This is a genomic window from Halovulum marinum (assembly GCF_009697225.1).
Classification (GTDB): domain Bacteria; phylum Pseudomonadota; class Alphaproteobacteria; order Rhodobacterales; family Rhodobacteraceae; genus Halovulum; species Halovulum marinum.
The window spans coordinates 550,827-576,040 of the sequence record NZ_WIND01000001.1; the positions used below are offsets into that span (position 1 = coordinate 550,827).

A 25,214-nucleotide genomic window follows, 5' to 3' on the forward strand; every position below is an offset into this window, starting at 1 on the left:
CCAGTTTCGTCTGCCCAGCTCCCACCTCTTGACGCAGTGCAGCATAAGGACTATGTTGCACTGCAATATGAACCATCACACCGCTTAACATCACACCGCTTGTGGAGGGGACGACATGGCCCAGAGCAACACCACGACCGCGAAGGTCGAAGAATTCGCCGCAGACGCTCAGAAGAGCATGACCGAGCAGATGGAAAAAATGACCAAGAGTTTCGAAGACATTACCTCGTTCGGCCAGGGCAACCTGGACGCCCTGGTGAAATCCTCCGAGATCGCCGCCAAGGCCGCCGAAGGCATCGGCACCGAGGTGTCGGCCTACTCGAAGAAAGCCTTCGAGGAAGGCGTCGCCGCCGCCCAGGACATGGCCTCGGCCAAGAACATGACCGAACTGATGGAAAAGCAGACCGCTTTCGCCCAGTCGGCGTTCGAAGGCTTCGTCGGCCAGGCCACGAAGATGAACGAAATCTTCATGTCCGCTGCCAAGGACGTCGCCGCGCCGCTGAACAAGCGCGTCAACGCCGCGACCGAGAACATGAAGTCGTTCGGCGTCTGATCCACGCCGGATCTCGGGACGACGGGAAGGGGGCTTCGGCCCCCTTTTCCTATTGCGGCCGGGCGGGTGCCCCTTTTCTCGCCGCGCCGCACCGATATATAAACCCAACCAGGGCCGACCATCGAGTGCCACTTTGGGGAGAGCAATGCGAACCGAGATGATGGCAGGACCGTCCGGGAACGAGGGCGATGGCAACGGCGCGGGCGAGACCGGCGTCGCGACCAAGACCAAGCCCAAGACCCAGCGCCCGCCGCTGTACAAGGTTCTGCTGCTGAACGACGACTACACGCCGATGGAATTCGTGGTGCATGTGCTGGAGCGGTTCTTCGGCATCAACCACGCGCAGGCGGTCGAAATCATGCTGACGGTGCACAAGAAGGGCGTCGCCGTGGTCGGCGTGTTCTCGTTCGAGATCGCCGAGACCAAGGTGACTCAGGTGATGGACTATGCGCGGCGCAACCAGCACCCGCTCCAGTGCACCATGGAAAAAGAGTAGCCGCATCCTGACAGATCGCCTTTCGCTGCCGTTCGAGGCCGGGCTGGCGCCCCCGGCGGGACCCGCCGTGGTGTTCGACGGGACCGATGTGCTGCTCGCGCCGCCGTTCGCGGCGGACGTGCTTCATGTCACCGGCTTCCGCCCCGCCTGGGACCGGATCGCGGCCGCCGGCGGCCGCGTCGCGCTGGAGGCGCCGGCCGGCGCCGCGGCGATCGCCATCGTCTGCCTGCTGCGCGACCGCGAGGCCGCCCGAAGCCGGATCGCCGAGGCGCTGCGGGCGCTGGCCCCCGGCGGCTGGCTGCTGCTGGACGGGCAGAAGACCGACGGCGTGGACACGATGATCCGCACGCTGCGCAAGCTGCTGCCGGTGGCGGGCGTCGCCGCCAAGGCGCACGGCAAGATCGCCTGGATCGAGCATCCCGGCGCGCTGCCGCCCGAGATCCCGGCCTGGGCCGAGGCGGGCCGGACCCGCGCCAATGCCGACGGGCTGCTGACCGCGCCGGGCATGTTCAGCGCCGCCCGGGTCGATCCCGGCACACAGCTGCTGATCGAGCATCTGCCGGCGGACGCCAAGGGCCGGGCCGCCGATCTGGGCGCCGGCTGGGGCGCGTTGGGCATGGCCCTGCTGGCGCGCGCGCCCGGTCTGGAAAGCTGCGATCTGATCGAGGCCGAGCACGCGGCGGCCGAGGCCGCGAGGGCCAACGTCACCGATCCGCGCGCCCGCGTGCACTGGGCCGACGCCACCGCCTGGACCGGCGGCCCCTACGATCTGATCGTCTCGAACCCGCCGTTCCACGTCAGCCGTGCGGCGGACCCGTCGCTTGGCCAGGCGTTCATCGCCGCCGCGCCACGGCTACTGACGCCGCGCGGACGGCTGCTGCTGGTCGCCAACCGGCAGTTGCCCTACGAACGCACGCTCGACGCGCACTTCCGCAAGCGCGAGATTCTGGTGGCCGATTCGCGCTACAAGATACTCGCGGCCGACCAGCCCCGGCGCGGCTAGCGGCGCAGAGCCACAGAGGACCCCTTCCCATGGCCTTTTCCCTGGACGGCAAGACCGTCATCGTGACCGGCGCCAGCCAGGGCGTCGGCCTTGCCATCGCCCGCCGGTTCTCCATCCACGGCGCCCGCGTGATGATGACCGGCACCGACGAGGAGCGGCTGGAGGCCGAAGCCGCCACGCTGCGGAAATCCGAGCGCGAGGTCAGTCATTTCGCCGGCGATCTGCGCGAGAAGCTGACGGTCAACAACCTGATCGCGGCCACGGTGGACCAGTTCGAGGGCATCGACATCCTGATCAACGCCAGCCGCGAGGTGCGCAAGTCCGACCCGCTGGACCCCGACGATACCACCTTCGAGACGCTGATGGACCTGAACGTGCGCCCCACCCTGCACCTGAGCCAGGCGGTGGCGCGGCGGATGATCAAGCTGGCCGGCCCGGCCGACGAGGACCGCGCCGGCATCGGCAGCATCGTCAACGTGACCTCGATCGCCTCGCGCCGCACCCTGCCCGAGCTGATGGCCTATTCGGTGGCCTCGGCGGCGGTGGACCAGCTGACCCGGTCGATGGCGGTGGCCTTCGCCGCGCACCGGATCCGGGTGAACGCGATCGCGCTGGGCTCGGTCCTGTCCGCCAGCCTGCAATCGGCGCTGAAGGACCGGCGGGACCTGCAGGACAACCTGACCGCAGTCACGCCGCTGGGCCGCATCGGCGAGGCCGACGAGGCCGCCGAGGCGGCGGTATTCCTGGCCTCGGACAGCGCCAGCTTCGTCACCGGCCAGATCCTGGCGGTGGATGGCGGGCGCACGATGCTCGACCCGATGGACACGCCGGCGCACTAGCCGGCCGAGCGCAGCAGCATCCCGTAAAGGTCGCGCGGATCGTCCGGGTCGGCCAGCAGGTCCAGCATCTGGCAGTGCCCGGTGCGAGCGACCCGTTCGCGGACGTAGCCCAGCGCCGAGAAATCCTCGATCGCGAAGCCGACGCTGTCGAACAGGGTGATCTGGCTGGCGTTCCTTCGTCCCTGCGCCCGGCCGGTGACGACCTGCCACAGCTCGGTCACCGGGTGGTCCGGGTCCAGCTGCTGGATCTCGCCCTCGATTCGGGTCTGCGGCGGGTATTCGACGAAGATATCGCTGCGCAGCAGGATGTCGCGGTGCAGCTCGGTCTTGCCGGGGCAGTCGCCGCCGATGGCGTTGATGTGCACCCCGGCGCCGACCATGTTGTCGGTCAGGATCGTCGCGAACTGCTTGTCGGCCGTGCAGGTGGTGATGATCTGCGCGCCGGCGACCGCCTCCTGCGCGCTGGCGCAGGACGTCACCCGCAACCCGGCGGCGGCAAGGTTCCGCGCCGCCTTCGCGGTCGCCGCCGGGTCGATGTCGTAAAGCCGCACCTGTTCGATTCCCAGCATGGCGCGGAACGCCAGCGCCTGGAATTCGCACTGCGCGCCGTTGCCGATCATCGCCATCACCGACGCGTCGCTCGGCGCCAGGTGCCGCGCCGCCATCGCCGAGGTCGCCGCCGTGCGCAGCGCGGTCAGCAGCGTCATCTCGGTCAGCAGCGCCGGATAGCCGGTCTCCACGTCCGAGATCACGCCGAAGGCGGTCACCGTCTGGTGGCCGGTGCGGACGTTCCCAGGGTGGCCGTTGACGTACTTGAAGGCATAGGCCTTGCCGTCGCTGGTCGGCATCAGCTCGATCACCCCCTCGGGCGAGTGCGCGGCGATGCGCGGCGTCTTGTCGAACGCGGGCCATCGGCGGAAGTCGGCCTCGATCCGTTCGGCCAGCTCGGTCATCATCCGCTCGGGTCCGACATCGCGGACCATGCGCATCATGTTGTCCACGCTGACGAACGGCACCATCGCCAGTTTCGACGGGGCGGGCGGGGTCATGGCGTTCATCTGCGTCTCCGTCAGTGGCTGCGGGTCGGGCGGTCGAGGATGCGGCGGCCCATCAGGCTGGCGGTCAGATCGACCATCAGCCGCGCAGTGCGGCCGCGTTCGTCCAGGAACGGGTTCAGCTCGACCAGATCGAGCGAGGTGACCAGGCCGCTGTCGTGCAGCCGCTCCATGATCAGGTGCGCCTCGCGCACGGTGGCGCCGCCGGGAACGGTGGTGCCGACCGCCGGGGCGATCTCGGGATCGAGGAAATCGACGTCCAGCGACACGTGCAGCAGCCCGTTCGCGGCCGCGATCTGCTCCAGGAACGGCTCCAGCAGCCGCAGCACGCCGTGGGTATCGATGGCGCGCATGTCGTGGGTGACGAAGCCCTGCCCGTCCAGCCGTGCGGCCTCGGCCTCGTCGACCGAGCGCAGGCCCATGAAGCAGACGTGGGCGGGCGCGACGCGGGCGCGCAGCGGCGGGAACAGCCCGTCGAACCCCGGCTGGCCGGTGACGTAGGCCATCGGCGTGCCGTGCAGGTTGCCGCTGCGGGTGGTGTCGGGCGAATGCAGGTCCGGGTGCGCGTCCAGCCACAGCACAAACAGCGGCCGGCCCGCGTCCTGCGCGTGGCGGGCGACGCCGGCGACGGTGCCGGCGGACAGCGCGTGATCGCCCCCCATGAACACTGGAAAGCCGTCGCGCATGGCCGCGCGCGCCGCATCGGTCAGTGCCGCGGTCCAGCCGGCGACGACGTCGAGCTGCTTTACCGCCGGCGGCGCCGCCGCGACATCGGCGGGGCGCGCGGTGACGTTGCCGCGATCCTCGACCGGAAATCCCAGACCGGTCAGCGCCGCGGCGATGCCCGCGGTGCGCAGCGCGTCCGGCCCCATGATGCAGCCCGGGCGGCCGGCGCCATCCTGCACCGGAGCGCCCAGAAGGATGCACTTGCCGTCGGTCATGATCTGCGTCCGCCCTTTGCCTCTGTCACAACATGGCGCGGGCGTGCCGTTCGCAGATAGTCGCAAATCTGCGCATTTTCGGCTATGGATTGGACAGAGTGACAAGCGAAACGGACAAGATGGAAACTCAGCTGCCCGATGCGACCGACCGCCGGCTGATCGCCGCGCTGCGCCGCGACGCGCGCCTGCCGGTGTCGTCGCTGGCCGCGGCGCTGGGCCTGTCGCGCGCCACGGTGAAGGCGCGCATCGACCGGCTAGTCGCGGCGGGGGTGATCAGCCGGTTCACCGTGGAGCTTGGTACCGGGCAGGAGGACGACCGCGTGCGCGCCATCGTCCTGATCGAGCTGGAGGGCAGCCTGTCGCGCGCGGTGATCCGGGCGCTGGCGGCGCTGCCGCAGCTGGCGCGGCTGCACTCGACCAACGGCAACTGGGATCTGGTGGCCGAGATGGACTGCGCCGACCTGCGCGATTTCGATGCCGCGCTGCGGCGCATCCGCGAGGTACCGGGCGTGGTCAGCAGCCAGTCCTGCCTGCTGCTGGACACGGTGGGCTGACGCGCCCGGCCGATTGGCGGCGGCCTGTGCGGCCGCCGCCGGATCTCAGTCCTCGTCCTCGTCATCCTTGTCGTCCGACTTCGGCAGGTTGAACAGGCTGTCGGCGTCGAACTTCTTCCCGGGCTTGCCCTCGTCCTCGTCCGTGCTTTCGTCCTTGCGGCTCAGGCTGAAGGTCTCGAGGCCGGAGATGCTCGACGGCATCCGCGGCTCGTCCCCCATCGACAGCGCCTGCTCGGTCGAGACCAGCTTCATCCGGGCCTCGTCGTCCAGCGCCTCGCCGGTCTTGGCGGCGCGCTTGGCGGCCTTGGCCACGGCGGCGTCCAGCTCGACCTGCTTGGTCAGGCCCAGCGCCACCGGGTCGACCGGCTGGATGTTCGACATGTTCCAGTGCGTGCGGTCGCGGATCGACTGGATCGTCGGCTTGGTGGTGCCGACCAGCTTGGCGATCTGGCCGTCGGACAGCTCGGGATGGAACTTCACCAGCCAGGCGATCGCCGCCGGCCGGTCCTGGCGCTTGCTGAGCGGCGTGTACCGCGGCCCCTTGCGCTTGGTCTCGCCTTCGGCGGCGGGGTTGTGCATCAGCCGCAGCCGGGCGCGGGGATCGTCCTCGCAGCGTTTGATCTCGTCCGGGGTCAGCTGGTGATTCGCGATCGGGTCGAATCCCTTGATGCCGACGGCGACTTCACCGTCGGCGATACCGTTCACTTCCAGTTCGTGAAGGCCACAGAACTCGGCGATCTGCGTAAACGTCAAGGTTGTGTTCTCGACCAGCCACACAGCCGTAGCCTTCTGCATCAGGGGCAGTGCCATTTTATCTCGTCCTTGTCTCAACACGCGGGTTTCCCGAGGAAAACCGCGGGGCATTTGCCGTATTTGCAGTTTGTCGGGGAATGCAAACGGGTGTATACCTGCATTCGACAAACAGGGAAAGGGGGCTTCCGATGAAGCGCGTCCTGTCTTTGTTTTTCACGGTTGCGCTGTTCGCGCGGGTCGACGCCGCTGAAATCGGCAATTTCGACTACTACATCCTCTCGATGGGCTGGTCGCCCAGCATCTGCGCCGAGGCCGGAAGCAAGGACTGCGCCGGCGAGACCGGTCGCGGCTTCGTGCTGCGCGGCTTCTTCCCCCGCTTCGAGGAGGGCATGCCGTCGTTCTGCCTGAGCGGCGCGGTCGGCCCGACCCGGGAATCCGCCGACGCGATGGCCGATATCATGCTCAGCGGCGACCGGGCGTGGTGGATGTGGAAAAAGCACGGCAGCTGCTCGGGGCTCGAGGGCGACACCTACCTGCGGGCGGCGCGCTATGCCTACGAATCGATCACCCAGCCCTGGTCGCTGAAAGAACTGGACAAGGACGTCGAGGTTCCGCTGGATTCGATCCGCGACACGATCCTGATGCTGAACCCGGAACTGCCGCCGCAAGGCATCGCCGTCACCTGCGAGCGCGGCCGGATGACCGAGATCCAGATCTGCCTGGACAAGGACCTCAACCCGCGCGATTGCGCCGCCGAGATCCGCGCCTCGTGCCGCCAGGAACGGGTGGCGATCGCGCCGCTGCCGCAGGGCTGAGGTCAGCCGGCGACGTCCAGAACGATCTTGCCGATGTGCGCCGAGCTTTCCATCCGGGCGTGCGCCGCGGCCGCATCCGCCAGCGCGAACCTGCGGTCCATCACCGGCCCGATGCGCCCGGCGGCCAGGTGCGGCCAGACCTCGCGCTCCAGCGATTCGGCGATGGCCGTCTTCGCCGCCATCGACTGCGGCCGCAGCGTCGAGCCGGTGATCGTCAGCCGCTTCACCATCGCCGGCGCCAGGTTCAGCTCGACCTTCGGCCCCTGCAGGAACGCGATCATCACCAGCCGGCCGTCCGCGGCCAGCAGCTTCAGGTCGCGGGCGATGTAGTCGCCGCCGACCATGTTCAGGCTGACGTCGATCCCCTGCCCGCCGGTCGCCTCGCGCAGTGCCTCGACATAATCACGGTCGCGGTAGTTCACCGCGCGCTCGGCGCCCAGCGCCTCGCATGCGGCGCATTTCTCGTCCGAGCCGGCGGTGGTGAACACCCGCGCGCCGCGCAGCCGCGCCAGCTGGATCGCCGTCGTGCCGATCCCGGACGAGCCGCCGTGCACCAGGAAACGTTCGCCCGCCGCCAGCCGGCCGCGGGTGAAGACGTTGCTCCAGACGGTGAAGAACGTCTCGGGCAACGCCGCCGCCTGCGCCAGGTCCAGCCCCTCGGGCACCGGCAGCGCGTGGGTGGCGGGGGTCACCGCGTACTCGGCATAGCCGCCGCCGGGCAGCAGCGCGCAGACCGCGTCGCCCTCGGACCAGCGGCCGGCGCCGGGGCCGACGGCGGCGACGTGCCCGCTGCATTCCAGCCCCGGCAGGTCCGAGGCATCGGGCGGCGGCGCGTAGCTGCCGGCGCGCTGCAGCGCGTCGGGCCGGTTCACCCCGGCGTGGGCGATGCGGATCAGGATCTCGCCCGCGCCCGGCCGCGGCACCGGCCGCGCGACCGGCTTCAGCACCTCGGGGCCGCCGGGGGAGGAGATCTCGACGGCGGTCATCGTCGCGGGCAGGCTCATCAGGCGGTCTCCAGCTCGGAATGGGCAAAGTCCCAATAGGCGGCGCGGGCGGCCTTGCCCACCGGGCCGACCGGCAGGTCGCGGTCCTCGAAGCGGGTCACGGGCATGACCTTGGAGGCGTTGCCGGTCAGGAAGATCTCGTCGGCCCGGTGGAAATCGGCCACGCCGAGCGACGTCTCGACCACCTCGTGCCCGGCGTCGCGCAGCAGGCCGATGACCCGCGCCCGGGTGATGCCGGCCAGGAAGGTGCCGTTCGGGACCGGGGTGAACACCACCCCGTCGCGCACCATGAACGCGTTGGTCGAGGCGGTCTCGGCCACGTTGTCGTCCAGGTCCAGCGACAGCGCGTTGTTGAACCCGCGCCGGCGGGCGTCGGCGATGATGCGCGCGTTGTTCGGATAGAGACAGGCGGCCTTGGCCTCGGTCAGCGCGGTGTCCTGCCGCGGCCGCCGGTAGGGCGAGACGGTCAGCGCCAGCCCGGCGGGCTCGGGCATCGGCAGATCCTCGATGCAGATCGCCATCGCGGTCGAGCCGGGCAGCGCGTCGATCAGCGCCGGCGACGATTCCGTCGACCACATCATCGGCCGCAGGTACAGCGCCGCGCCGGGGGCGAAGCGCCGGACGCCCTGGCGAATCAGCGCGGCGATCTCGGGCCCCTCCATCACCGGGTCCATGCCCATCGCCCGGGCCGAGCGCGCCAGCCGCGCGCAGTGCGGCTCCAGGTCCGGCATCACGCCCTCGAAGGCGCGGGCGCCGTCGAACACCAGCGTGCCCTGCCAGGTGCCGTGGTCCGCCGCGCCCAGGATCGGCAGGTTGCCCTCGTGCCATGTGCCCCTGAACCAGGTCTGCGCGACGGTGCCCATTGCCATGCGGTATGCCCTTGCGTTGCTGCCCCGCCGGACCGGGGGCGTCCGGCGCGCATCTTCGCGCCGGCCCCGCCGGGGTGCAACCCGTTCCCGGTCCCGCCGGCCGGCTAGTGGCGCCAGCGGCCGGGCAGGTCGGCGCCGCCCGCGCCCGGGGCGCGGATGCCGCCCAGCAGGCGGCCCGGACCGGCCATGAAGGCGCGGCCGAGCGGATTGTCGCGCATCGCCGCCTTGACCTTCTCGACCTGCATCACGTCGGCGATGCGGCGGTCGATGAAGCCGCGGGTGTCGGCATGGCCGGGGCTGTCGTCGCCCAGCCAGTACAGCACGCACGAGGAATAGACCGCCGACAGCGTCATCCGCTTGGTGTACCAGTTCACGTCGTCGGATCGGTCGCCCAGTGCGGTCCAGATCGTGTCGGCGGTGTGCCAGACTGCGCGGGCGCCGTCGGCCGCGTGGATCGGCAGCGCGAACAGCGCCGCTGCCCGGCGGACCGCCTCGCGCTCTGCCGCGGCGATCTCCAGGCGCAGTGCGATGGCGTGGGCGATGCGCTCGGAGAAGCGCATCTCGGCCAGGTCTTCGGTCTCCAGCCGGGCGGCGAGGGCCTCGTCGTTGGCATGGTGGAACGCCAGCGCCAGATCGACGCCGCCGCGCGGAAAGGCCAGCCGTGCCAGCCCCGGATCGACCCCGGCGTGGCGCACCGCATCGGCGAGCGTGCGATCGGTCCAGCCGTCGAAGGCCACATTGGGCAGTGCTGCGCTCAGCACGGCCTGGCGTACCTGCGCGACGCTGTCGGCGGTCGGCGTCTGTTCGTCTGTCATGCTGTCTCTCGTCGAATTGAGGTCCGTTCAGGCGCCGCGCCGGGTGTGGACAGTGCGGCGTGTCGTTGTTATATAGCGGCTTCCTGCGAGATTTCGAAACTCCAACCGACGGAAAGGTGGTGAAAACCAGTGCAGGTACAGGTACGCGACAACAATGTCGACCAGGCGCTCCGGGCTCTCAAGAAGAAGCTTCAGCGCGAGGGTGTGTTCCGCGAGATGAAGCTTCGGCAGCATTTCGAGAAGCCCTCGGTGAAGCGCGCCCGCGAAAAGGCCGAGGCCATTCGCCGCGCGCGCAAGCTGGCGCGCAAGAAAGCGCAGCGCGAAGGGCTGCTTTAAGTCGGCATTGCCGCGTGAAGCGGGCCTTCGGGCCTGCCCCAGACGGGCCCCGGGCATCAGCCACGGGGCTTTGTCGTTTCCAGACCCTCGCCACAGGACGCCCGCGCAATGCCCGGAACCGACGGCCGCCGGATCTATGCGATCGGAGACGTGCACGGCTGCCTGGAGCAGCTGGACACGGTGCTGGACCGCATCGCGGCGGACCTGGCGCAGCGCCCGCATGACGCGCCGCTGATCGTCTTTCTCGGAGACTACGGCGACCGCGGCCCCGACAGCCGCGGCGTGATCGAGCGGCTGGTGGCGCTGGCCGCGGAGCCGCTGCCGACGCTGTTCCTGCTGGGCAACCACGACCACATGTTCCTGGAATACCTGCGCGAGCCGCCGGTGCGCGGCAGCGACCGCCTGCACTGGCTGAGCCGCGCGCTGGGCGGCAGCCGGACGCTGGCGTCCTACGGCGTCACGGCGAACGCGCTGGCCCCCGGGCGGGCGCACCGCGCGTTCGTCCGCGCGGTTCCCGCGGCGCATGTCGCGTTCCTCGAGGGCGCCGCGTTCGGCGCCCGGATCGGCGGGTATTTCTTCGCCCACGCCGGGATCCGGCCCGGGGTGCCGCTGGACCGGCAGGACCTGTGGGACCTGATCTGGATCCGCGAGCCGTTCCTGTCCGACACCGGCGCGCACCCGGCGGTGGTGGTCCACGGCCACACGCCGACCGATCGCGTCGAGAACCACGGCAACCGGATCGGCGTGGATACCGGCGCGGTGTTCGGCGGAAGGTTGTCGTGCATCGTGCTGGAGGACGAGGACCAGGCCGAGCTGACCGGCGCCGGCCTGGCGTCGCTGCCGCTGCTGCGCTGATCGCTAGCGCATGCCGCTCAGCACCCGGACGAAGCTCAGCGTGTCGTCGGTGGCGCCGAAGCGGCCCAGGTCCTCGTGCCCGCCGCCCTCGTAGACCCGGATGAACTTCGGGTCGCGGGCGGCGTCGAACAGCGCCCGCGCCTGCGCCACCGGCACCCGGTCGTCGGCGGTGCCGTGCAGGATCAGCAGCGGCGTATCCACCTTGTCGATATTGTCGAGCGTCGCGTATTCCTCGCCGGCCAGCATCCAGCAGCCGGGCAGCAGCCCGATCAGACCGGTGGTCGCGGCACAGAGCCGGGTGAACGGCGCCTCCAGGATCAACGTCAGCTCCTCCTGCTCGGCCGCCAGCCGCGCGGCCAGCGCCGCGCCCAGCGAGAACCCGTAGATCACCCGCCTGTTCTCGCCCACCGGCTCGGCGAACAGGGTGTCGAGCCCGGCGTACAGCCGCCGCGCGTCGCGGAACAGCGCCTCCTCGGAGGGCTCTCCGGCCTGGCCGCCGCCGCCGCGATAGGCCATGGCGGCGATGCCGAACCCGGCCTCGGCGATGTCGCGCAACCGCGGCTCGTAGACCGACAGCGCGCCGACGTCGCCCATGAAATAGACGAACACCGGATACCCCGGTTCGGGCTGGGTGACCCAGACCTCGAGCGCCGGGTCGTCGCCATGCGCGGGCAGCAACTCGACGCTGGTGCGCGGCAGGTCGGCCGGGCCCGCCGCGGTCCGCGTGAACAGGTAGATGAAGTCGGTGCGGGTGAACCACAGCATGCCGATCAGCAGTGCGACGATCGTCAGCAGCACGACCGCCAGCCGCCCAGCCGCCGACATCAGCGGGCCGGCCGCAACGCTTCGGGAGGCAGCGCCTTCTCGGTGTCGTCCTCGTAGACGTAGCGGTCGATCACGTTGGGCAGGCGCGCCACCTGGGTGCGCAGCTGCTCGGGGAAGAAGCTGCTCCGGAAGCTGGGCAGCCCGTCCACCCCGTTCAGCACCGCGATCGTGTCGACGGTGCAGAAGGATTTCGGCGACGGCCCCTGCGCCTGCGCGCGGCGCAGCGTCGCCTCGGCCACCTCGCGCGAGACGGGGATCTTCTGGACATGGACGAAATGGGACTTCCGCGCGTGGTAGCGCTCGTAATAGTCGATCATCCGGTCGGTCGCACCGTAGTTTATGTCCCCCCGCTCCGGCATGGCGGGGTGCTGAAAGGTTCCGGCCGGATCGTAGATCACCCGTTCTGAAGCATTGATGAACAGCGCCGTGTGCGCCGCCCGACCGTCGCGGTAGGCCACCATCGACACCACCGCGACATAGGGCGCATCTGCCGGGACAAACCGGGCGCGGGCGATTTCCTCGGCCGGGGCGCCGACCTCGACCGCGCAGCCGGCCAGAGCCATCAGCATCAGAACCGGGGCGATCAGCCGGCCTAGGCCCATGAGCAATTCCTTTTTCAGGAGCCCCGCGCCTGGCGCGTGCACTCCCCCTGGATCATCCTGTAGTCCGCGCCGAACCGTTCGTTGAAGGCAATGATCGTCGGATCGTCGAACTGCGCACCCTTCGATAGCACGCTCATCAGGTCCAGCAACTGCAGGACGCCGGCGGCGCCGAAACCTTCCTCGAAGCGTGTCAGGATGCACACGGCCCGCGACCGGCGCTGCGGCGCACTCAGCCCCGCCACCGGCGAGGAGCCTTCCAGCTGCGCGTGGAACCGGTCCGACAGCCGCACGAAGCGCTCGACGGTGTCGGGATCGACCGCCAGCGCGGGCGCGCCGGCTGCCGCCCACGCCAGCACGATCGCCGGGGCGGCCAGGCAGGACCGAAGGCGCCGGCCGGCGCGAGCCATCAGGAGTTGAAGATCGCCAGGAAGATCAGCGTCGCGACACTGATGCCGAACAGCCAGATCCAGAACTTGATGAATCCCTCGAACGTCTTTTCCTGTTCGGTGATGTCCATCTTGCCGTGCTCGTGTTCCGACATGTCCCGTGATCTCCGGTTGCATAGTCCAGCGTTCGCGCTCCCTTACGCAAAGCGTAGCAGAATGTCACGCCCTAAGCGAACGCCGCGCCGCCTGCCAGGCCCAGGCGCCGTCGTCGCGGCGGCGGCGGGTGGCCCGGCCGCTGCGCAGCAGGTGGTTCAGGTGGCCGACCGCCTCGACCAGGGCCAGCCCGTATTCGGCCTCGCCGATCTCGCGCTTGTAGAGCGCCGGGAAACAGTCGTGCGCGGTGCGCGGCCGGTCCAGGTGCGCCTCCAGCCGCGCCAGCGCCCCGCGATGGTTCTGGATCAGCTGCGCCAGCCGCTCGGGCAGGCCGTAGAACGGCAGCTTGTGGCCGGGCAGCACATAGTGGCGGTCGGTGGCCAGGATCTGCAGCCGGCTGCAGCTTTCCAGCCATTCGCCGACCGGGTCGGCCTCGGGCTCGGTCGGGTAGACGCCCAGGTTGGGCGAAATGCCCGGCAGCACCTGGTCGCCGGCCAGCACCAGCGTTCCGTCCGCGGCCCAGAAGGTCGCGTGTTCGGGCGCGTGGCCGTGACCGATGCGCACGGTCCAGTCGCGGCCGCCCATGCGCACGGTCTGGCCCTCGACCAGCCGGCGGAAGCCCAGCGGGATCGGATGCACCACGTCGGCGAAATTGAACGGCCGTTCAGACATCCGCTGGTCGAGCAGCGGCGCCGGCATGCCGGCGCCGCGCAGAAAGTCGATCTGCCGGGCCGAGGCCTGCTCCTGCACGTCCAGCGTCAGCATCCGCGCCATCAGCCAGGCGGTGCGGGTGGCCCAGACCTCGGCGCCGCGCGCGGCGAACCAGCCGGCCATGCCGACATGGTCGGGGTGGTGATGGGTCAGCACGACGCGGTGCACGGGGCGGCCCTGCAGCGGGCCGGACAGGATGCGCTCCCACAGGGCGCGGGTCTTGCCGGTGTGAAAACCGGTGTCGATCAGGGTCCAGCCGTCGCCCTCGTCCAGCGCGTAGACGTTGACGTGGTCCAGCTTCATCGGCAGCGGCAGGCGCAGCCACAGGATGCCCGGCGCGACCGTCCGCGCCTCGCCGTGCGGCGGGGCGTCGGCATGGGGGAAGCGCAATTCCTCGCCGCCGCCGTCCATCAGACCGCCAGCGCGTCGGCGTCGAGCGCGTAGAGGTCCGCCGCCCCCGCCCTTGCCGCGGCGCACAGCGCCGGCACCTCGGGCAGCATCTGCCGGACGGCGAAGCGCGCCAGCGGCAGCCGCGCATCCTCGGCCAGCGCGGCCTTCAGCAGGTAGTGCCCGCCCAGCACCAGCGCGAAGCCGCGCAGGAATGGCGCCGCGCCGGCGAATCGGTCGTTCAGGTCCGGCATCGCCAGGACCGTGTCCAGCGTGTCGGACAGCGCGTCGACCGCCGCGCTCAGCCCGGCCGACAGCTCCGGCTGCGCGGCGGCGGCCCGTTCGGCGGTCGTCCCGGCCTCGGCCAGCAGCGCGCGGGCCGCGGTGCCGCCGTCCATCAGCTTGCGCGCCACCAGGTCCATCGCCTGGATGCCGTTGGTGCCCTCGTAGATCGCCGTCACCCGGACATCGCGGTAGAACTGGGCGGCGCCGGTCTCTTCGATGAAGCCCATGCCGCCATGGACCTGCACGCCCAACTCGGCCACGCGGCAGCCGGTGTCGGTGCCGAACGCCTTGGCGATCGGCGTCAGCAACGCGCCGCGCGCCTGCCAGTCGTCGCCCTGCCCGGCCCTGGCCATGTCCAGGCTCAGCGCGCAGTCCAGGCAGATCGCCCGCGCCATCGCGGTCTGCGCCTTCATCGTCATCAGCATCCGCCGCACGTCGGCATGGTCCAGGATCGTGCCGGTGCCGCCCGCGACCGGCGGCCTGCCCTGCCGGCGCTCCAGCGCATAGGCCAGCGCCTTCTGGTACGCCGCCTCGGCCTGGCTGAGGCCCTCGACGCCGACCCCCAGCCGGGCGTTGTTCATCATCGTGAACATCGCCGCCATGCCGCCGTGCGGCGGGCCCACCAGCCAGCCGGTGGCGCCGTCGAACTGCATCACCGCCGTGGGCGATCCGTGCAGGCCCATCTTGTGCTCCAGCGAGACCACCGACAGGGCGTTGGCCGGCCCCGGCCTGCCGGCGTCGTCGGGAAGGTACTTCGGCACCATGAACAGGCTGATGCCGCGGGTGCCGGGCGCGCCGTCGGGCAGGCGGGCCAGCACCATGTGACAGACGTTCCCGGCCAGGTCGTGATCGCCCCACGAGATGTAGATCTTCTGCCCGCTGACCGCGTAGGTGCCGTCGCCGTTCGGCTCGGCCCGGCTGCGCAGCGCGCCGACGTCCGAGCCGGCCTGCGGCTCGGTCAGGTTCATCGTGCCGGTCCATTCGCCGGAATTCAGCTTCGGCAGGAACAGATCGCGCAGCGCGTCGTCGGCGTGATGCTCCAGCGCCTCGATCTGGCCCTGGGTCAGCAGCGGGCACAGCGACAGCGACAGGCAGGCACTGCCCAGCATCTCGTTCACGCACGAGGTCAGCGTCATCGGCAGGCCCATGCCGCCCCAGCGCGGATCGCCGGCGATGCCGACCCAGCCGCCGTCGGCGATGGCGCGGTAGCCATCGGCGAACCCGGGCGAGGTGCGCACGACGCCGTTCTCCAGATGCGCGGGGTGCAGGTCGCCGGCGCGGTTGAGCGGCGCGAGCACGTCCTCGGCCAGGCGGGCGGCCTCGGCCAGCACGGCGTCGGCGGTGTCCGGCGTCGCCTCGGCATAGCGGTCGGTCCGGGCCAGCCGATGCGCCCCCAGAACGCTGTCCAGATAGAACCGCATCTCGCGGATCGGTGCGCGATAGCTCATCCCGGTCCTCCCGATTGCCGCTTGTGTCGCGGGCGGTTTCCTCATACCGCAGGCCCGAACCGTAGAGCCCGCCTTTTTTACGGACAAGGACCGACGCTGCGTCATGGCGACACCACCGTCCGAAAACACGATCCGCCTCGGCGACACCGGCCGCGGGCTGCGCGCCGCCGCGGCGATGCTGCGCGATGGCCGGCTGGTCGCCTTCCCGACCGAGACTGTCTACGGACTCGGCGCGGACGCCACCGACGCGCGCGCGGTGGCCGCGATCTTCGCCGCCAAGGGGCGGCCCCGCTTCAACCCGCTGATCGTGCACGTGCCGGACCTTGCCGCCGCCGAGGCGCTGGCCGAGTTCGACCACGACGCGCAGATCCTGGCCGATGCGTTCTGGCCCGGCCCGCTGACCCTGGTGCTGCCGCGCCGCGCGGGCGCGCCGCTGGCCGATCTTGTGACCGCCGGCCTGCCCAGCGTGGCGCTGCGGGTGCCCGCGCATCCGGTGGCGCGGGCGCTGCTGCGCGCCTTCGGCGGACCGCTGGCGGGGCCGTCGGCGAACGCGTCGGGGCGGATCAGCCCGACCACGGCGGACCATGTGCTGCACAGCCTGGGCGGGCGCATCGCCGGCGTGATCGACGCCGGGCCGACCGGCGTGGGCGTCGAGTCGACGATCATCGGCGTGACCGACGGCGTGCCGCGGCTGCTGCGCCCCGGCGGGCTGCCCGCCGAGGCGATCGAGGCGGCGCTGCGCCGGCCGCTGTCGCCGCCGGTCGCCGCCGAGGGGATCACCGCGCCCGGACAGCTCGGCTCGCACTACGCGCCGGGCGTGCGCCTGATCCTGGACGCGGACGTCGCCGTTGCCGGCGCGCTGTGGCTGGCGTTCGGGCCGCTGGCCGGCCGGCGCGGGCTGAGCCTGTCCGACAGCCGCGACCTGACCGAGGCGGCGGCGCATCTGTTCGCCCATCTGCACGCGCTGGACGCCGAGGCACGGGCGGCGGGGCTGGACCGGGTGCTGGTGGATCCGGTGCCCGAGACCGGGCTGGGGCGGGCGATCAACGACCGCCTGCGCCGGGCGGCGGCGCCGCGTCCCGGCGAAGATCGGGCCAAGGACGGCTGAACCGACGCAGGCGGGTCAGGCGCGGCCGCCCTCACCGGACAGCAGGCGCGGGTCGATGCCGATCCGCTCCATCGCCGCGGCCCAGCGATCCTCGGGACGGGTGTTGAACACCAGCGCCTCGTCCGCATCGCAGGTCAGCCAGCCGTTTGCCTGGAATTCCTGCTCCAGCTGCCCCGGCCCCCAGCCGGCGTAGCCCAGCGCCAGCAGCGCGGCGCGCGGGCCCTGCCCCTCGGAGATGTCGCGCAGGATGTCCAGCGTCGCGGTCATGCCGAAGCCGCCGTCGACCTGCATCGTCGCCCCCTCGAGCGCGTATTCCCCGGAATGCAGCACGAATCCCCGGCCGTGCTCGACCGGGCCGCCGAAATAGACCAGCGGCCCCTGCGCGCCGCGCCGGACCGGGATGTCGAGCTGTTCCAGCAGCTCGGCGAAGGTCAGCTCGTCGGCCTGCTTGTTGACCATCAGCCCCATGGCGCCTTCGGCGGAATGCGCGCACATGAAGATCACCGCGCGTTCGAAACGCAGATCGCCCATGCCGGGCATGGCGACCAGCAGCTTGCCCTCGAGGAATGCGGGTGCATCGTCCATATGTACCTAGATGGCGCGGCTGAACGGGGCGATCAAGCGCGTTCTGACCGAGACGTGAGTTCCCTGTTCGGCCGCGCGGGCCTAATTTCCGCTCACCGCAACCGCTTCCGACAGATGAGGCCGCGTGCTGACCGACCTTAGCCGACCCTTCCTTGCCCGCAGCGCCGCCCGCTGCCTGACCGCGTGCGCACTGGCGGCAGGCGTTCTGGCCGCCGCCCCGGCGGCGCGCGCGCAGCCGAATGCGCAGGACGACATCTCGCAGATGACGCTGCTGCCGGGCTGGATCACTGAGCGCGGCACCCGCATGGCCGGGGTGCGGATCACGCTGGCGCCGGGGTGGAAGACCTACTGGCGCGCGCCGCAGGGGATCGGCATCCCGCCGCAGTTCGACTGGGCCGGCTCGCAGAACGTCGCGCGGGCGCAGGTGCACTTCCCGGCGCCCGAGGTGCTGGACAGCTTCGGTCAGCTGTCGCTGGCATATTCCGACGAGGTGGTGTTCCCGGTCGAGCTGACGCTGCAGGATCCGGCAAAACCGGTGCGGCTGGCGCTGTCGCTGTCCTACGGCGTCTGCGCCGAGGTCTGCGTGCCGGCGCTGTCCGGCGCCGCGCTGGCGATCCCGCCCGAGGCCACCGGCGGCGGCGCCGCGATCCGCGCCGCCTGGAACACCCGCCCGGTCGCCGCCGCCGCGGCCGGCTTCACCGGCGCGGGCTGCACGATCCGCCCCGCGGGCGACGGCTATGCGCTGTCGGCGCGGCTGGCGCACCGCGGCACCCCGGCGACGCCGCGCATGGTGGTGTTCGAGCCTGCCGCCGACGACATCTGGATCACCACCGACCGGGCCAGCGCCGCGCCCGGCGAGCTGCGGATCGACGCCACGATCGACTATTTCGGCGAGGGCGCGTTCGCGCTGGACCGCGGCGCGCTGCGCATGACGCTGATCGGCGACGGCCGCACCGTCGAGCTGACCGGCTGCCCCGCGCCATGATCCGCGCCGCGCCCCTTCAAGTTCAGATCGAACGGCCTTTCACAGCGGCAGGTCGAGACGCCCCGCCAGCCAGTGCTCGATCAGGAAATGCGCGATCGCGCCGCGCCGCGCCGGGCGCAGGCGCGGGCTCTCGGCGGTGCGCTCGGCCAGCAGGCCCTCGCGGCTGATCCAGAACGCGTCCTCCAGCTCGACCGGGTCGAGGACGATCTCGTCCGACAGCGCCTCGGCCCAGCAGCCGATCATCAGCGAGGCCGGGAACGGCCACGGCTGGCTGGCGAGATAGCCGACCCGGCCGACGCGCACGCCGGTCTCTTCGATCACTTCGCGGCGCACCGCCGCCTCGATGCTTTCGCCCGGCTCCATGAACCCGGCGAGCAGCGAGAACATGCCCTCGGGCCAGGCCGGCGAGCGGCCCATCAGCAGCCGGCCGCGGTGCAGCACAAGCATGATCACCACCGGGTCGGTGCGCGGGAAATGACTGCCGCCGCAGGCGTCGCACACCCGCTGCCAGCCGGCCTGGGCGACGCGCGACGGCGCCCCGCAGCGGGCGCAGAACCGGTGCGAGGCATGCCAGCCGAAGATCCCCTTGGCGGTCACCGCGTCGCCGGCATCGGTCGGGTCCAGCCGCGACATCGCCCCGCGCAGGTCCTGGAATCCCAGCCCGCCCGCCGCCGGATGGCGGTTGATCGAGGTGTCGGCGAAGCCGGGCGCGGCGTCGGCAACGGGATCGGCCCAGCCCGAGATGTCGTGCGCGAACCGCGGCGCAGTGCCGTCGAGCCCGAGAAAGATCGGCGGCTCGGCCGCGTCGCCGAGGATCGGCGCGTCCGGCGGCAGCCAGGCCAGCCGCGGCGCCGCATCGTCCTCGAACAGCGCCTTGCCGCGCCACATCACCATGCTCCGCGCCTCCGGATCGGCCAGCAGCGCGTCGGCGCGCATCCGCAGATGCGCGGCGCGGTCGATCCGCCCGCCGGCGAACAATACGGTCTCGCTGTCGAACATCGCCCTGCCCCCGAATACCTGCCCCCGAATGCCTGCCCCGCTTGTATCACCCGCAGGCGCGCTGCCAAGGCCGGGATCTTGCAGTCCGGCGCGGGAATCGCTATATTCCCCGGTGAGAGGTTGGTGCGGGCGAACGCCTCGCCAACCCGGTCAGGTCCGGAAGGAAGCAGCCGTAACGAGTCCCGTTTGGGTCGTTTTCCAGCCTCTCACCTTCGGCCCGAGAAAGGCCGCGAAGCCCCGCGCTGCAGTCGCGGGGCTTTCTCGTTGCACAGGCCCGCCGGCTCGTTGCACAGGCCCGCCGCCTCGTTGCACAGGCCCGCCGCCTCGTTGCACAGTCCCGCCGCCTCGTTGCACAGGCCCGCCGCCTCGTTGCACAGGCCCGCCGCGTCCCGGCGGTTTGCAGTTTGCCCCCCAGACGATTGCTGCTAGCAAGACGGCATGAGCGGCGACCCCTCACAGACGACTCGATACCAGGTTCTGGCGCGCAAGTACCGGCCGGCGAACTTCGCCGACCTGATCGGCCAGGACGCCATGGTCCGCACCCTGCGCAACGCCTTCGATGCCGACCGCATCGCCCACGCCTTCGTGCTGACCGGGGTGCGCGGCGTCGGCAAGACCACCACCGCGCGGATCATCGCCAAGGGGCTGAACTGCGTCGGTTCGGACGGCAGCGGCGGCCCCACCACGACACCCTGCGACGTGTGCGAGCCGTGCCGCGCCATCGCCGAAGGCCGCCATGTCGACGTGCTGGAGATGGACGCCGCCTCCCGCACCGGCGTGAACGACATCCGCGAGATCATCGACAGCGTGCACTACCGGGCCGCATCCGCGCGCTACAAGGTCTACGTGATCGACGAGGTGCACATGCTGTCCACCTCGGCGTTCAACGCGCTGCTCAAGACGCTGGAAGAACCGCCCGAGCACGTCAAGTTCATCTTCGCCACCACCGAGATCCGCAAGGTGCCGGTCACCGTGCTGTCGCGCTGCCAGCGGTTCGATCTGCGCCGGATCGAGCCGGAGGTGATGATCGCGCACCTCGCGGGCATCGCCGGGAAGGAAGGCGCCGAGGTGGACGCCGACGCGCTGGCGCTGGTGGCGCGCGCCGCCGAGGGTTCGGTGCGCGATGCGCTGTCGCTGCTCGACCAGGCGATCGCCCACGGCCACGGCGGCGTGTCGGTCGAGCATGTGCGCGGGATGCTGGGCCTGGCCGACCGCGGCCGGGTCATGGATCTGTTCGACATGATCCTGACCGGCGACGCACCGGGCGCGCTGCGCGAGCTGTCCGAGCAGTATGCCTCGGGCGCCGACCCGATGGCGGTGCTGCGCGACCTGGCCGAGATCGCGCACTGGCTGTCGCTGGTCAAGATCACCCCCGAGGCCGCCGACGATCCCGCCATCGGCCCGGCCGAGCGCGACCGCGGCCGCGAGATGGCCGGCGGGCTGAGCCTGCGGATCCTGACCCGCATGTGGCAGATGTGCCTGAAGGCGCTGGAAGAAGTCGCCGCCGCGCCCAGCCCGATGATGGCCGCCGAGATGGCGGTGATCCGCATGACCCATGTCGCCGACCTGCCCACGCCGGGCGATCTGGTGCGGCAGCTGACCGACAACCCTCCGGCGCCGCCGACCCCCGGCCCCGCACCCGGCGCCCCGGCGCCGCAGGGCGCCGCGCCGGTGCACGCCGGGCCCTCCGCCCGCGCCGGGGCGCCCGCCGGCCCGTCCTCGGCGCCGCGCGCCCAGGCGCAGCGCGCGCCGCGCGCCGAGACCGATCCGCTGGCGCGGTATGCCGGCTTCGAGGACGTGGTCGAGCTGATCCGCGCCCGCCGCGACGTGCACCTGCTGGTCGAGGTCGAGACCGGGCTGCGCCTGGCGCGCTACGCCCCCGGCCGGATCGAGTTCCAGCCGACCGAGACCGCGCCGCAGGACCTGGCGGCGCGGCTGGGCCGGCAGCTGCAGGCCTGGACCGGCGCGCGCTGGGCGGTCTCGGTCGTCGCCGACGGCGGCGGCAAGACCATCGCCGAGCAGCGCGCCGAGCGCCGCACCGACCTGGTCGGCCAGGCGATGCGCCACCCGATGCTGCAGGCGGTGCTGGCCGCGTTCCCCGGCGTGACCGACGCGAACGTCCGCGTCAACGAGGCCCCGCCCGAGGACGCCCATGCCGCGCCCCCGCCCGAGCCCGACGACGACTGGGACCCGCTGGACGAGTTCGACTGAAGCGCGGCTTGTTTCGCGACCGGGCCGACAGTATGTCAGTCGCAATCCGCCGCAACGAAGGGGCACCGAGATGCTGAAGGGACTGGGGGGTCTTGGCGACATGGCCAAGCTCATGAAGCAGGCGCAGGAGATGCAGCAGAAGATGGCCGAGGCGCAGGAAAGCCTCGACCGCATCACCGTGACCGGCGAGGCCGGCGCCGGGCTGGTCAAGGCCACCGCCACCGCCAAGGGCGAGCTGACCGGGCTGGACATCGATCCGTCGATCTTCTCGCCCGAGGACAAGGAAGTGGCCGAGGACCTGATCCTGGCCGCGGTCAAGGACGCGCAGGCCCGCGCATCCGAGGCCGCGCAGCGCGAAATGGCCAGGGTGACCGAGGGCATGGACCTGCCGCCGGGAATGAAGCTGCCGTTCTGACGGCGCGGCGACTTCCGGGTCGGGGTATTTAGCCACCCCGCGAAGGGCTCTCTTGTGGTAGTGTCGCGGACGACCGGCGCCAGCCGGTCGCTCAACGATAACAAGGGGGGACGTGCCATGTACGCGCGCATCACGAGATACCAGATCAAATCCGGACACATCGACGCGGCCAAGGCGCAGGCCGAGGCGATGAAGGCCGACATCATGGCGTTGCCCGGGATCAAGCGCTTCGTGAACGCGATCCGCGACGACGGCTCGGGCTATATCGTCACCCTGGTCTCCAGCCAGGCCGAGGCCGAGGCAAGCCTGCCCCGCGTGCGCGAGATCTGGGGCAAGATGGCCGAGCACCTCGACGGCATGCCCACGCCCGAGGGCTTCGATGTCGTCGCGCAGTGGGAAAACACCTGACCGCAATCGGCGCTTGACCCGCCCCGCCAACCGGCTAACACCGGCGCATGGGCGAGGGCGGCAAGGAAATCGAACGGCTCGTGGAGCTGATGGCGCGGCTGCCCGGTCTGGGGCCGCGGTCGGCCCGCCGCGCGGTGCTGGCGATGATCAAGAAGCGCGAGCTGGTGATGGAGCCGCTGGCCCGCGCCCTTGCCGATGTCGCCGCCACCGTGCGCGAATGCGAGGTCTGCGGCAACATCGCCACCGGCGCCCGCTGCGCGATCTGCACCGATCCGCGCCGGTCCGAGGCCGAGCTGTGCGTGGTCGAGGATGTCGCCGACCTGTGGGCGATGGAGCGCGGCGCCAGTTTCCGCGGCCGCTATCACGTCCTGGGCGGGGTGCTGTCGGCGCTGGACGGCGTCGGCCCCGACGAGTTGCGGATCCCGGCGCTGGTGAACCGGGTCGAGGCCGGCGGCGTCACCGAGGTGATCCTGGCGCTGAACGCCACCGTCGACGGGCAGACCACGGCCCACTACATCGCCGACCAGCTGGAGCGTCTGCCGGTCGAGGTCACCTCGCTGGCGCAGGGCGTGCCGGTGGGCGGCGAGCTGGACTATCTCGACGACGGCACGATCTCGGCCGCGCTGCGGGCGCGCAAGCGGTTCTGATCAGGCGTCGGGCCCGGCCGGCGCACGGGTCGCCGCCCGCAGCCGCCGGCGCCGCACCGCCTCTCGCCGGGCGATGTAGAGCGTCGAGGCGACGATGATCGCGGCGCCGACCAGCGTCGGGCCGTCGATCACCTCGTCGAAGAGCAGATAGCCGGCGAGGCCGACGAGGATGATCCGCAGATAGGTGACCGGCGCCAGCACCGACGCCTCGCCATGACGGTAGGCCTGGATGTCCGCCAGCCCGCGCAGCGTTCCTGCCGCCACCAGCACCATCAGGATCGTCCAGAACACCGGCGTCGAGGGCAGCGCCAGCACCGGCAGCGCCGCCGGGATCGACACCACCAGCGTCATCACGTTGGCCGAGACCAGCGCCGCCACCGGCCCGTCGGCCTCGGCGATGCGGCGCGACTGGCTGAGCGCCACCGCATAGCAGGCCGAGGACGCCAGCGCCGCCAGCATGCCCGCGTCCAGCCCCTGCACCCCGGGCCGCAGGATCACCAGCGCCCCGGCGAAGCCCGCCGCCACCGCCGCCCAGCGGCGCGCGCCGACCTGCTCGCCCTGCAGCGTGGCGGCGAGGATGGTGGCGAAGATCGGCGCGGTGAAGAACAGCACCGAGGCGGTCGCCAGCGGCACGTGCGACAGGGTGTAGAAGCCAAGCTGCGTCGCCACGCCGATCAGCGCGCCGCGCGCGACGTGCAGCCAAGGGCGCGTGAAGCGCAGCTGCCGCAGCGTGCGGCTGACCGGCAGCGCGCAGCCCATCAGCGCGACGATGATGACCGCCCGCACCAGCACGATCGCGCGGCTGTCGATGTCGGCGCTCAGCGCGCGGACCGCGACCGCCATGATCGCGGCCATCAGCACGGCCACCAGCATCCAGGCGAGCCCGCGCAGATTGTCGATCGCTCCGGTCGTCGCGGCGCGGGTGGTCCCGATCACGTGTTGCGGCATGCCTCGTGATTAGCGGCGCCGCCGGGGCGAGGCAAGCATGCGCCATTGTCCCGCGCCGCCGGCGACGCCATGTTGGCCAGGACCGTCAGCCTGCGAGGATCCGATGTCCCGGCCCGGACGCCCGGCAGAAACGAGAATGCCTGCCCGCGCGGCGCGGCGCGGGCGTGGCTGCGTGCGGTCAGTCGCGGCGCAGATCGCTGCGCGGCTCGAGGCTGGGGGTGCCCCGGCGCCGCTCGACCCGCCGCTCGCCAAGCAGGTAGTCCTTCAGGAACAGCAGCACGCCGATCAGCCAGATCGCGCCGATGATCAAGAATATGGTGGTACGGTCCATGTTACCTGCCCGTTTTGTTGCCGTCGTCCCGGTTATCGCCCCGCAATGCGGCACGAACGGGACGCGGATTCCGCGATTTTCGGGCGATGTCACGGAGAGTTCGTGGCCGGCGCAACCGGTTTCCGGCCGCGACGGTCACCGCGCGGGCACGCCGCCGCCGCGCAGCGCAGCGCGGCGCAGGATCCGGAACCGGCCGTCGTCGCCCTCGCCGAACAGGCACAGCGAGGCCAGCGTCCACGGCCGCCCCGCCAGCGGCGGCAGCCGCCGCCGAAGCGCCTCGGCGACCGGGTCCAGTTCGTGCCGCTGCAGCGGTCCGGTCAGCGTCATGTGGAAGCGGAACTCCTCCATCACGTAGGGATAGCCCCAGCGCTGCAGCAGCGCGTCCTGCCGCGCGTTCAGCCCGGCGGCCCGGCGGCGCGCCAACTCATCCTCGGTCAGGGCGGCGCGGAACGGCTCGAACGCCGCAACCGCCTCCTCGGCCAGTGTAGCGAGCGGGCGGGACTCCTCGACCGGGACCAGCGCCAGGAACCGCGCCAGCCGCGCCAGCCGCAGCCCGCGCCCCAGCCGCACCGGCGCATGCGCGGCAGCAAGCCGGTCCAGCGCCGCCTCCAGCTCCGCCCGCCGCGGCCCGGCCACCGGTCGGAACGGCGCCTTCAGCGTGCCGTGAAAGCCGTAGCGCCGCGGCTGGCGCGTGATCTCGGCCAGCGGACGGGGCAAGCCGGGCGCCTGCAGCGCGGGCACGGCGGTGCCACGCTCGGCGTCCCAGCCCAGCCAGGCGGCGCCGAACCGCGCCAGCGCGGTGTCCGGCTCGGGCGCGGCATAGATCGCGTAGCGGCGGCAGTCCCCGGTCATGCATCGCTCCTTGTCGCCGGCATCGGGCCCCCGCACGGTG

At 71.3% G+C, this 25,214-nt stretch carries 31 protein-coding genes and 1 other RNA gene; 15 read left to right on the forward strand and 17 right to left on the reverse strand.

What is annotated here, in order from left to right:
- The first annotated feature begins 115 nt into the window (after window positions 1-115).
- From GE300_RS02805 to GE300_RS02820, 4 genes are all read left to right on the forward strand, one after another.
- The gene (locus GE300_RS02805; RefSeq protein WP_154444612.1) at window positions 116-553 is read left to right on the forward strand and encodes a phasin family protein; all 438 of its coding nucleotides are present in this window, start codon (window positions 116-118) and stop codon (window positions 551-553) included.
- Between the two features lie 157 nt (window positions 554-710).
- Window positions 711-1,049, forward strand: a complete 339-nt coding sequence (clpS, locus tag GE300_RS02810) for an ATP-dependent Clp protease adapter ClpS (RefSeq protein WP_407647671.1) — start codon at window positions 711-713, stop codon at window positions 1,047-1,049.
- Window positions 1,000-2,052, forward strand: coding sequence for a class I SAM-dependent methyltransferase (locus GE300_RS02815; protein WP_154444614.1), 1,053 nt, complete (start codon window positions 1,000-1,002; stop codon window positions 2,050-2,052). Before clpS ends, GE300_RS02815 begins: the two co-directional genes overlap by 50 nt.
- A 29-nt stretch (window positions 2,053-2,081) precedes the next feature.
- Window positions 2,082-2,891 carry an SDR family NAD(P)-dependent oxidoreductase gene (locus GE300_RS02820; RefSeq protein WP_154444616.1) on the forward strand — a complete coding sequence of 270 codons (810 nt, stop codon included), beginning with the start codon at window positions 2,082-2,084 and terminating at the stop codon, window positions 2,889-2,891.
- Here GE300_RS02820 and GE300_RS02825 read toward each other — a convergent pair.
- Both GE300_RS02825 and rocF read right to left on the reverse strand, forming a co-directional pair.
- On the reverse strand, window positions 2,888-3,940 hold the full coding sequence (locus GE300_RS02825) for an ornithine cyclodeaminase (RefSeq protein ID WP_154444827.1): 1,053 nt from the start codon (window positions 3,938-3,940) through the stop codon (window positions 2,888-2,890). The genes GE300_RS02820 and GE300_RS02825 overlap by 4 nt on opposite strands.
- Window positions 3,941-3,960: 20 nt before the next feature.
- Entirely contained in the window at window positions 3,961-4,887 is a 927-nt protein-coding gene (gene rocF / locus GE300_RS02830; RefSeq protein ID WP_154444618.1) for an arginase, read from the reverse strand.
- 98 nt (window positions 4,888-4,985) lie between these two features.
- Here rocF and GE300_RS02835 point away from each other — a divergent pair, with 98 nt between their 5' ends.
- On the forward strand, window positions 4,986-5,441 hold the full coding sequence (locus GE300_RS02835; protein WP_325063073.1) for an Lrp/AsnC family transcriptional regulator: 456 nt from the start codon (window positions 4,986-4,988) through the stop codon (window positions 5,439-5,441).
- A gap of 45 nt (window positions 5,442-5,486) precedes the next feature.
- Here GE300_RS02835 and GE300_RS02840 read toward each other — a convergent pair whose 3' ends face one another.
- The gene (locus GE300_RS02840; RefSeq protein WP_154444620.1) at window positions 5,487-6,251 is read right to left on the reverse strand and encodes a DUF1013 domain-containing protein; all 765 of its coding nucleotides are present in this window, start codon (window positions 6,249-6,251) and stop codon (window positions 5,487-5,489) included.
- A 131-nt stretch (window positions 6,252-6,382) separates the two neighbouring features.
- Here GE300_RS02840 and GE300_RS02845 point away from each other — a divergent pair, with 131 nt between their 5' ends.
- A complete protein-coding gene (locus GE300_RS02845; RefSeq protein WP_233416716.1) occupies window positions 6,383-7,009 on the forward strand; it encodes a ribonuclease T2 family protein in 627 nt (208 codons plus the stop codon).
- A 2-nt stretch (window positions 7,010-7,011) separates the two neighbouring features.
- Here GE300_RS02845 and GE300_RS02850 read toward each other — a convergent pair whose 3' ends face one another.
- From GE300_RS02850 to GE300_RS02860, 3 genes are all read right to left on the reverse strand, one after another.
- On the reverse strand, window positions 7,012-8,013 hold the full coding sequence (locus GE300_RS02850; RefSeq protein WP_407647668.1) for an NAD(P)H-quinone oxidoreductase: 1,002 nt from the start codon (window positions 8,011-8,013) through the stop codon (window positions 7,012-7,014).
- Window positions 8,013-8,882 carry a branched-chain amino acid aminotransferase gene (locus GE300_RS02855; protein ID WP_154444624.1) on the reverse strand — a complete coding sequence of 290 codons (870 nt, stop codon included), beginning with the start codon at window positions 8,880-8,882 and terminating at the stop codon, window positions 8,013-8,015. Before GE300_RS02855 ends, GE300_RS02850 begins: the two co-directional genes overlap by 1 nt.
- Before the next feature lie 104 nt (window positions 8,883-8,986).
- Window positions 8,987-9,697, reverse strand: coding sequence for a COQ9 family protein (locus GE300_RS02860; RefSeq protein WP_154444626.1), 711 nt, complete (start codon window positions 9,695-9,697; stop codon window positions 8,987-8,989).
- A 129-nt stretch (window positions 9,698-9,826) separates the two neighbouring features.
- On the opposite strand from GE300_RS02860, the gene rpsU reads away from it, so the two are divergent.
- Together rpsU and GE300_RS02870 are read left to right on the forward strand one after the other, a co-directional pair.
- Window positions 9,827-10,033 carry a 30S ribosomal protein S21 gene (gene rpsU / locus GE300_RS02865; protein ID WP_325063074.1) on the forward strand — a complete coding sequence of 69 codons (207 nt, stop codon included), beginning with the start codon at window positions 9,827-9,829 and terminating at the stop codon, window positions 10,031-10,033.
- Between the two features lie 108 nt (window positions 10,034-10,141).
- Entirely contained in the window at window positions 10,142-10,888 is a 747-nt protein-coding gene (locus GE300_RS02870; protein WP_154444628.1) for a metallophosphoesterase family protein, read from the forward strand.
- Window positions 10,889-10,891: 3 nt separating this feature from the next.
- On the opposite strand, the gene GE300_RS02875 is transcribed toward GE300_RS02870, so the two are convergent.
- The 6 genes from GE300_RS02875 to GE300_RS02900 form a co-directional block, all read right to left on the reverse strand.
- The gene (locus GE300_RS02875) at window positions 10,892-11,713 is read right to left on the reverse strand and encodes an alpha/beta hydrolase (protein WP_154444630.1); all 822 of its coding nucleotides are present in this window, start codon (window positions 11,711-11,713) and stop codon (window positions 10,892-10,894) included.
- Complete coding sequence (locus tag GE300_RS02880; protein WP_154444632.1) at window positions 11,713-12,315, reverse strand: hypothetical protein; 603 nt, start codon at window positions 12,313-12,315, stop codon at window positions 11,713-11,715. Before GE300_RS02880 ends, GE300_RS02875 begins: the two co-directional genes overlap by 1 nt.
- Before the next feature lie 14 nt (window positions 12,316-12,329).
- Window positions 12,330-12,722 carry a hypothetical protein gene (locus GE300_RS02885; protein ID WP_154444634.1) on the reverse strand — a complete coding sequence of 131 codons (393 nt, stop codon included), beginning with the start codon at window positions 12,720-12,722 and terminating at the stop codon, window positions 12,330-12,332.
- The gene (locus tag GE300_RS02890; RefSeq protein WP_154444636.1) at window positions 12,722-12,856 is read right to left on the reverse strand and encodes an aa3-type cytochrome c oxidase subunit IV; all 135 of its coding nucleotides are present in this window, start codon (window positions 12,854-12,856) and stop codon (window positions 12,722-12,724) included. The genes GE300_RS02885 and GE300_RS02890 overlap by 1 nt, the downstream gene beginning before the upstream one ends.
- 64 nt (window positions 12,857-12,920) lie before the next feature.
- Window positions 12,921-13,976, reverse strand: coding sequence for an MBL fold metallo-hydrolase (locus GE300_RS02895; RefSeq protein WP_154444638.1), 1,056 nt, complete (start codon window positions 13,974-13,976; stop codon window positions 12,921-12,923).
- A complete protein-coding gene (locus tag GE300_RS02900) occupies window positions 13,976-15,685 on the reverse strand; it encodes an acyl-CoA dehydrogenase (protein WP_154444640.1) in 1,710 nt (569 codons plus the stop codon). The genes GE300_RS02895 and GE300_RS02900 overlap by 1 nt, the downstream gene beginning before the upstream one ends.
- A 103-nt stretch (window positions 15,686-15,788) precedes the next feature.
- Between GE300_RS02900 and GE300_RS02905 the strand changes: the two genes are divergently transcribed.
- On the forward strand, window positions 15,789-16,793 hold the full coding sequence (locus GE300_RS02905) for an L-threonylcarbamoyladenylate synthase (RefSeq protein ID WP_154444642.1): 1,005 nt from the start codon (window positions 15,789-15,791) through the stop codon (window positions 16,791-16,793).
- Between the two features lie 15 nt (window positions 16,794-16,808).
- Here the strand turns inward: GE300_RS02905 and GE300_RS02910 are convergent, their stop codons facing one another.
- The gene (locus tag GE300_RS02910; protein WP_154444644.1) at window positions 16,809-17,378 is read right to left on the reverse strand and encodes a YqgE/AlgH family protein; all 570 of its coding nucleotides are present in this window, start codon (window positions 17,376-17,378) and stop codon (window positions 16,809-16,811) included.
- Between the two features lie 124 nt (window positions 17,379-17,502).
- Here GE300_RS02910 and GE300_RS02915 point away from each other — a divergent pair, with 124 nt between their 5' ends.
- Window positions 17,503-18,363, forward strand: coding sequence for a protein-disulfide reductase DsbD domain-containing protein (locus GE300_RS02915; RefSeq protein ID WP_154444646.1), 861 nt, complete (start codon window positions 17,503-17,505; stop codon window positions 18,361-18,363).
- Between the two features lie 39 nt (window positions 18,364-18,402).
- On the opposite strand, the gene nudC is transcribed toward GE300_RS02915, so the two are convergent.
- The gene (gene nudC / locus GE300_RS02920) at window positions 18,403-19,362 is read right to left on the reverse strand and encodes an NAD(+) diphosphatase (protein ID WP_154444648.1); all 960 of its coding nucleotides are present in this window, start codon (window positions 19,360-19,362) and stop codon (window positions 18,403-18,405) included.
- 114 nt (window positions 19,363-19,476) lie between these two features.
- On the opposite strand from nudC, the gene ffs reads away from it, so the two are divergent.
- The 5 genes from ffs to recR all read left to right on the forward strand — a co-directional run bounded on the left by ffs (window position 19,477) and on the right by recR (window position 23,043).
- Window positions 19,477-19,573: signal recognition particle sRNA small type (gene ffs / locus GE300_RS02925), an RNA gene on the forward strand.
- A 227-nt stretch (window positions 19,574-19,800) separates the two neighbouring features.
- Window positions 19,801-21,573, forward strand: coding sequence for a DNA polymerase III subunit gamma/tau (locus GE300_RS02930; protein ID WP_154444650.1), 1,773 nt, complete (start codon window positions 19,801-19,803; stop codon window positions 21,571-21,573).
- Between the two features lie 70 nt (window positions 21,574-21,643).
- A complete protein-coding gene (locus tag GE300_RS02935; RefSeq protein WP_154444652.1) occupies window positions 21,644-21,988 on the forward strand; it encodes a YbaB/EbfC family nucleoid-associated protein in 345 nt (114 codons plus the stop codon).
- Between the two features lie 117 nt (window positions 21,989-22,105).
- Window positions 22,106-22,396, forward strand: a complete 291-nt coding sequence (locus GE300_RS02940) for a hypothetical protein (protein ID WP_154444654.1) — start codon at window positions 22,106-22,108, stop codon at window positions 22,394-22,396.
- Window positions 22,397-22,443: 47 nt separating this feature from the next.
- Window positions 22,444-23,043, forward strand: a complete 600-nt coding sequence (gene recR, locus GE300_RS02945; protein ID WP_154444656.1) for a recombination mediator RecR — start codon at window positions 22,444-22,446, stop codon at window positions 23,041-23,043.
- Here the strand turns inward: recR and GE300_RS02950 are convergent, their stop codons facing one another.
- From GE300_RS02950 to GE300_RS02960, 3 genes are all read right to left on the reverse strand, one after another.
- Window positions 23,044-23,979, reverse strand: coding sequence for a DMT family transporter (locus GE300_RS02950; protein WP_325063075.1), 936 nt, complete (start codon window positions 23,977-23,979; stop codon window positions 23,044-23,046). It lies immediately after the preceding gene.
- A gap of 190 nt (window positions 23,980-24,169) precedes the next feature.
- On the reverse strand, window positions 24,170-24,322 hold the full coding sequence (locus tag GE300_RS02955; RefSeq protein ID WP_154444660.1) for a hypothetical protein: 153 nt from the start codon (window positions 24,320-24,322) through the stop codon (window positions 24,170-24,172).
- 135 nt (window positions 24,323-24,457) lie between these two features.
- Window positions 24,458-25,174: a DUF1045 domain-containing protein gene (locus tag GE300_RS02960; protein WP_154444662.1), complete on the reverse strand. Its 717-nt coding sequence runs from the start codon at window positions 25,172-25,174 to the stop codon at window positions 24,458-24,460.
- Window positions 25,175-25,214: the final 40 nt, after the last annotated feature.

What these genes read in the sequence shown, in the direction of transcription:
- nudC (WP_154444648.1), bottom strand. Translation starts at nt 19,362, where the DNA reads ATGTTCGACAGCGAGACCGTATTGTTCGCCGGCGGGCGGATCGACCGC.
- GE300_RS02860 (WP_154444626.1), bottom strand. Translation starts at nt 9,697, where the DNA reads ATGACAGACGAACAGACGCCGACCGCCGACAGCGTCGCGCAGGTACGC.
- GE300_RS02875 (WP_154444630.1), bottom strand. Translation starts at nt 11,713, where the DNA reads ATGTCGGCGGCTGGGCGGCTGGCGGTCGTGCTGCTGACGATCGTCGCA.
- GE300_RS02885 (WP_154444634.1), bottom strand. Translation starts at nt 12,722, where the DNA reads ATGGCTCGCGCCGGCCGGCGCCTTCGGTCCTGCCTGGCCGCCCCGGCG.
- recR (WP_154444656.1), top strand. Translation starts at nt 22,444, where the DNA reads ATGGGCGAGGGCGGCAAGGAAATCGAACGGCTCGTGGAGCTGATGGCG.
- GE300_RS02870 (WP_154444628.1), top strand. Translation starts at nt 10,142, where the DNA reads ATGCCCGGAACCGACGGCCGCCGGATCTATGCGATCGGAGACGTGCAC.
- GE300_RS02900 (WP_154444640.1), bottom strand. Translation starts at nt 15,685, where the DNA reads ATGAGCTATCGCGCACCGATCCGCGAGATGCGGTTCTATCTGGACAGC.
- GE300_RS02890 (WP_154444636.1), bottom strand. Translation starts at nt 12,856, where the DNA reads ATGTCGGAACACGAGCACGGCAAGATGGACATCACCGAACAGGAAAAG.
- GE300_RS02895 (WP_154444638.1), bottom strand. Translation starts at nt 13,976, where the DNA reads ATGGACGGCGGCGGCGAGGAATTGCGCTTCCCCCATGCCGACGCCCCG.
- GE300_RS02840 (WP_154444620.1), bottom strand. Translation starts at nt 6,251, where the DNA reads ATGGCACTGCCCCTGATGCAGAAGGCTACGGCTGTGTGGCTGGTCGAG.
- GE300_RS02880 (WP_154444632.1), bottom strand. Translation starts at nt 12,315, where the DNA reads ATGGGCCTAGGCCGGCTGATCGCCCCGGTTCTGATGCTGATGGCTCTG.
- GE300_RS02845 (WP_233416716.1), top strand. Translation starts at nt 6,383, where the DNA reads ATGAAGCGCGTCCTGTCTTTGTTTTTCACGGTTGCGCTGTTCGCGCGG.
- GE300_RS02815 (WP_154444614.1), top strand. Translation starts at nt 1,000, where the DNA reads ATGCGCGGCGCAACCAGCACCCGCTCCAGTGCACCATGGAAAAAGAGT.
- GE300_RS02850 (WP_407647668.1), bottom strand. Translation starts at nt 8,013, where the DNA reads ATGAGCCTGCCCGCGACGATGACCGCCGTCGAGATCTCCTCCCCCGGC.
- GE300_RS02930 (WP_154444650.1), top strand. Translation starts at nt 19,801, where the DNA reads ATGAGCGGCGACCCCTCACAGACGACTCGATACCAGGTTCTGGCGCGC.
- GE300_RS02955 (WP_154444660.1), bottom strand. Translation starts at nt 24,322, where the DNA reads ATGGACCGTACCACCATATTCTTGATCATCGGCGCGATCTGGCTGATC.
- GE300_RS02935 (WP_154444652.1), top strand. Translation starts at nt 21,644, where the DNA reads ATGCTGAAGGGACTGGGGGGTCTTGGCGACATGGCCAAGCTCATGAAG.
- GE300_RS02820 (WP_154444616.1), top strand. Translation starts at nt 2,082, where the DNA reads ATGGCCTTTTCCCTGGACGGCAAGACCGTCATCGTGACCGGCGCCAGC.
- GE300_RS02940 (WP_154444654.1), top strand. Translation starts at nt 22,106, where the DNA reads ATGTACGCGCGCATCACGAGATACCAGATCAAATCCGGACACATCGAC.
- GE300_RS02825 (WP_154444827.1), bottom strand. Translation starts at nt 3,940, where the DNA reads ATGACCCCGCCCGCCCCGTCGAAACTGGCGATGGTGCCGTTCGTCAGC.
- GE300_RS02910 (WP_154444644.1), bottom strand. Translation starts at nt 17,378, where the DNA reads ATGGACGATGCACCCGCATTCCTCGAGGGCAAGCTGCTGGTCGCCATG.
- GE300_RS02855 (WP_154444624.1), bottom strand. Translation starts at nt 8,882, where the DNA reads ATGGCAATGGGCACCGTCGCGCAGACCTGGTTCAGGGGCACATGGCAC.
- clpS (WP_407647671.1), top strand. Translation starts at nt 711, where the DNA reads ATGATGGCAGGACCGTCCGGGAACGAGGGCGATGGCAACGGCGCGGGC.
- GE300_RS02905 (WP_154444642.1), top strand. Translation starts at nt 15,789, where the DNA reads ATGGCGACACCACCGTCCGAAAACACGATCCGCCTCGGCGACACCGGC.
- GE300_RS02805 (WP_154444612.1), top strand. Translation starts at nt 116, where the DNA reads ATGGCCCAGAGCAACACCACGACCGCGAAGGTCGAAGAATTCGCCGCA.
- GE300_RS02960 (WP_154444662.1), bottom strand. Translation starts at nt 25,174, where the DNA reads ATGACCGGGGACTGCCGCCGCTACGCGATCTATGCCGCGCCCGAGCCG.
- rocF (WP_154444618.1), bottom strand. Translation starts at nt 4,887, where the DNA reads ATGACCGACGGCAAGTGCATCCTTCTGGGCGCTCCGGTGCAGGATGGC.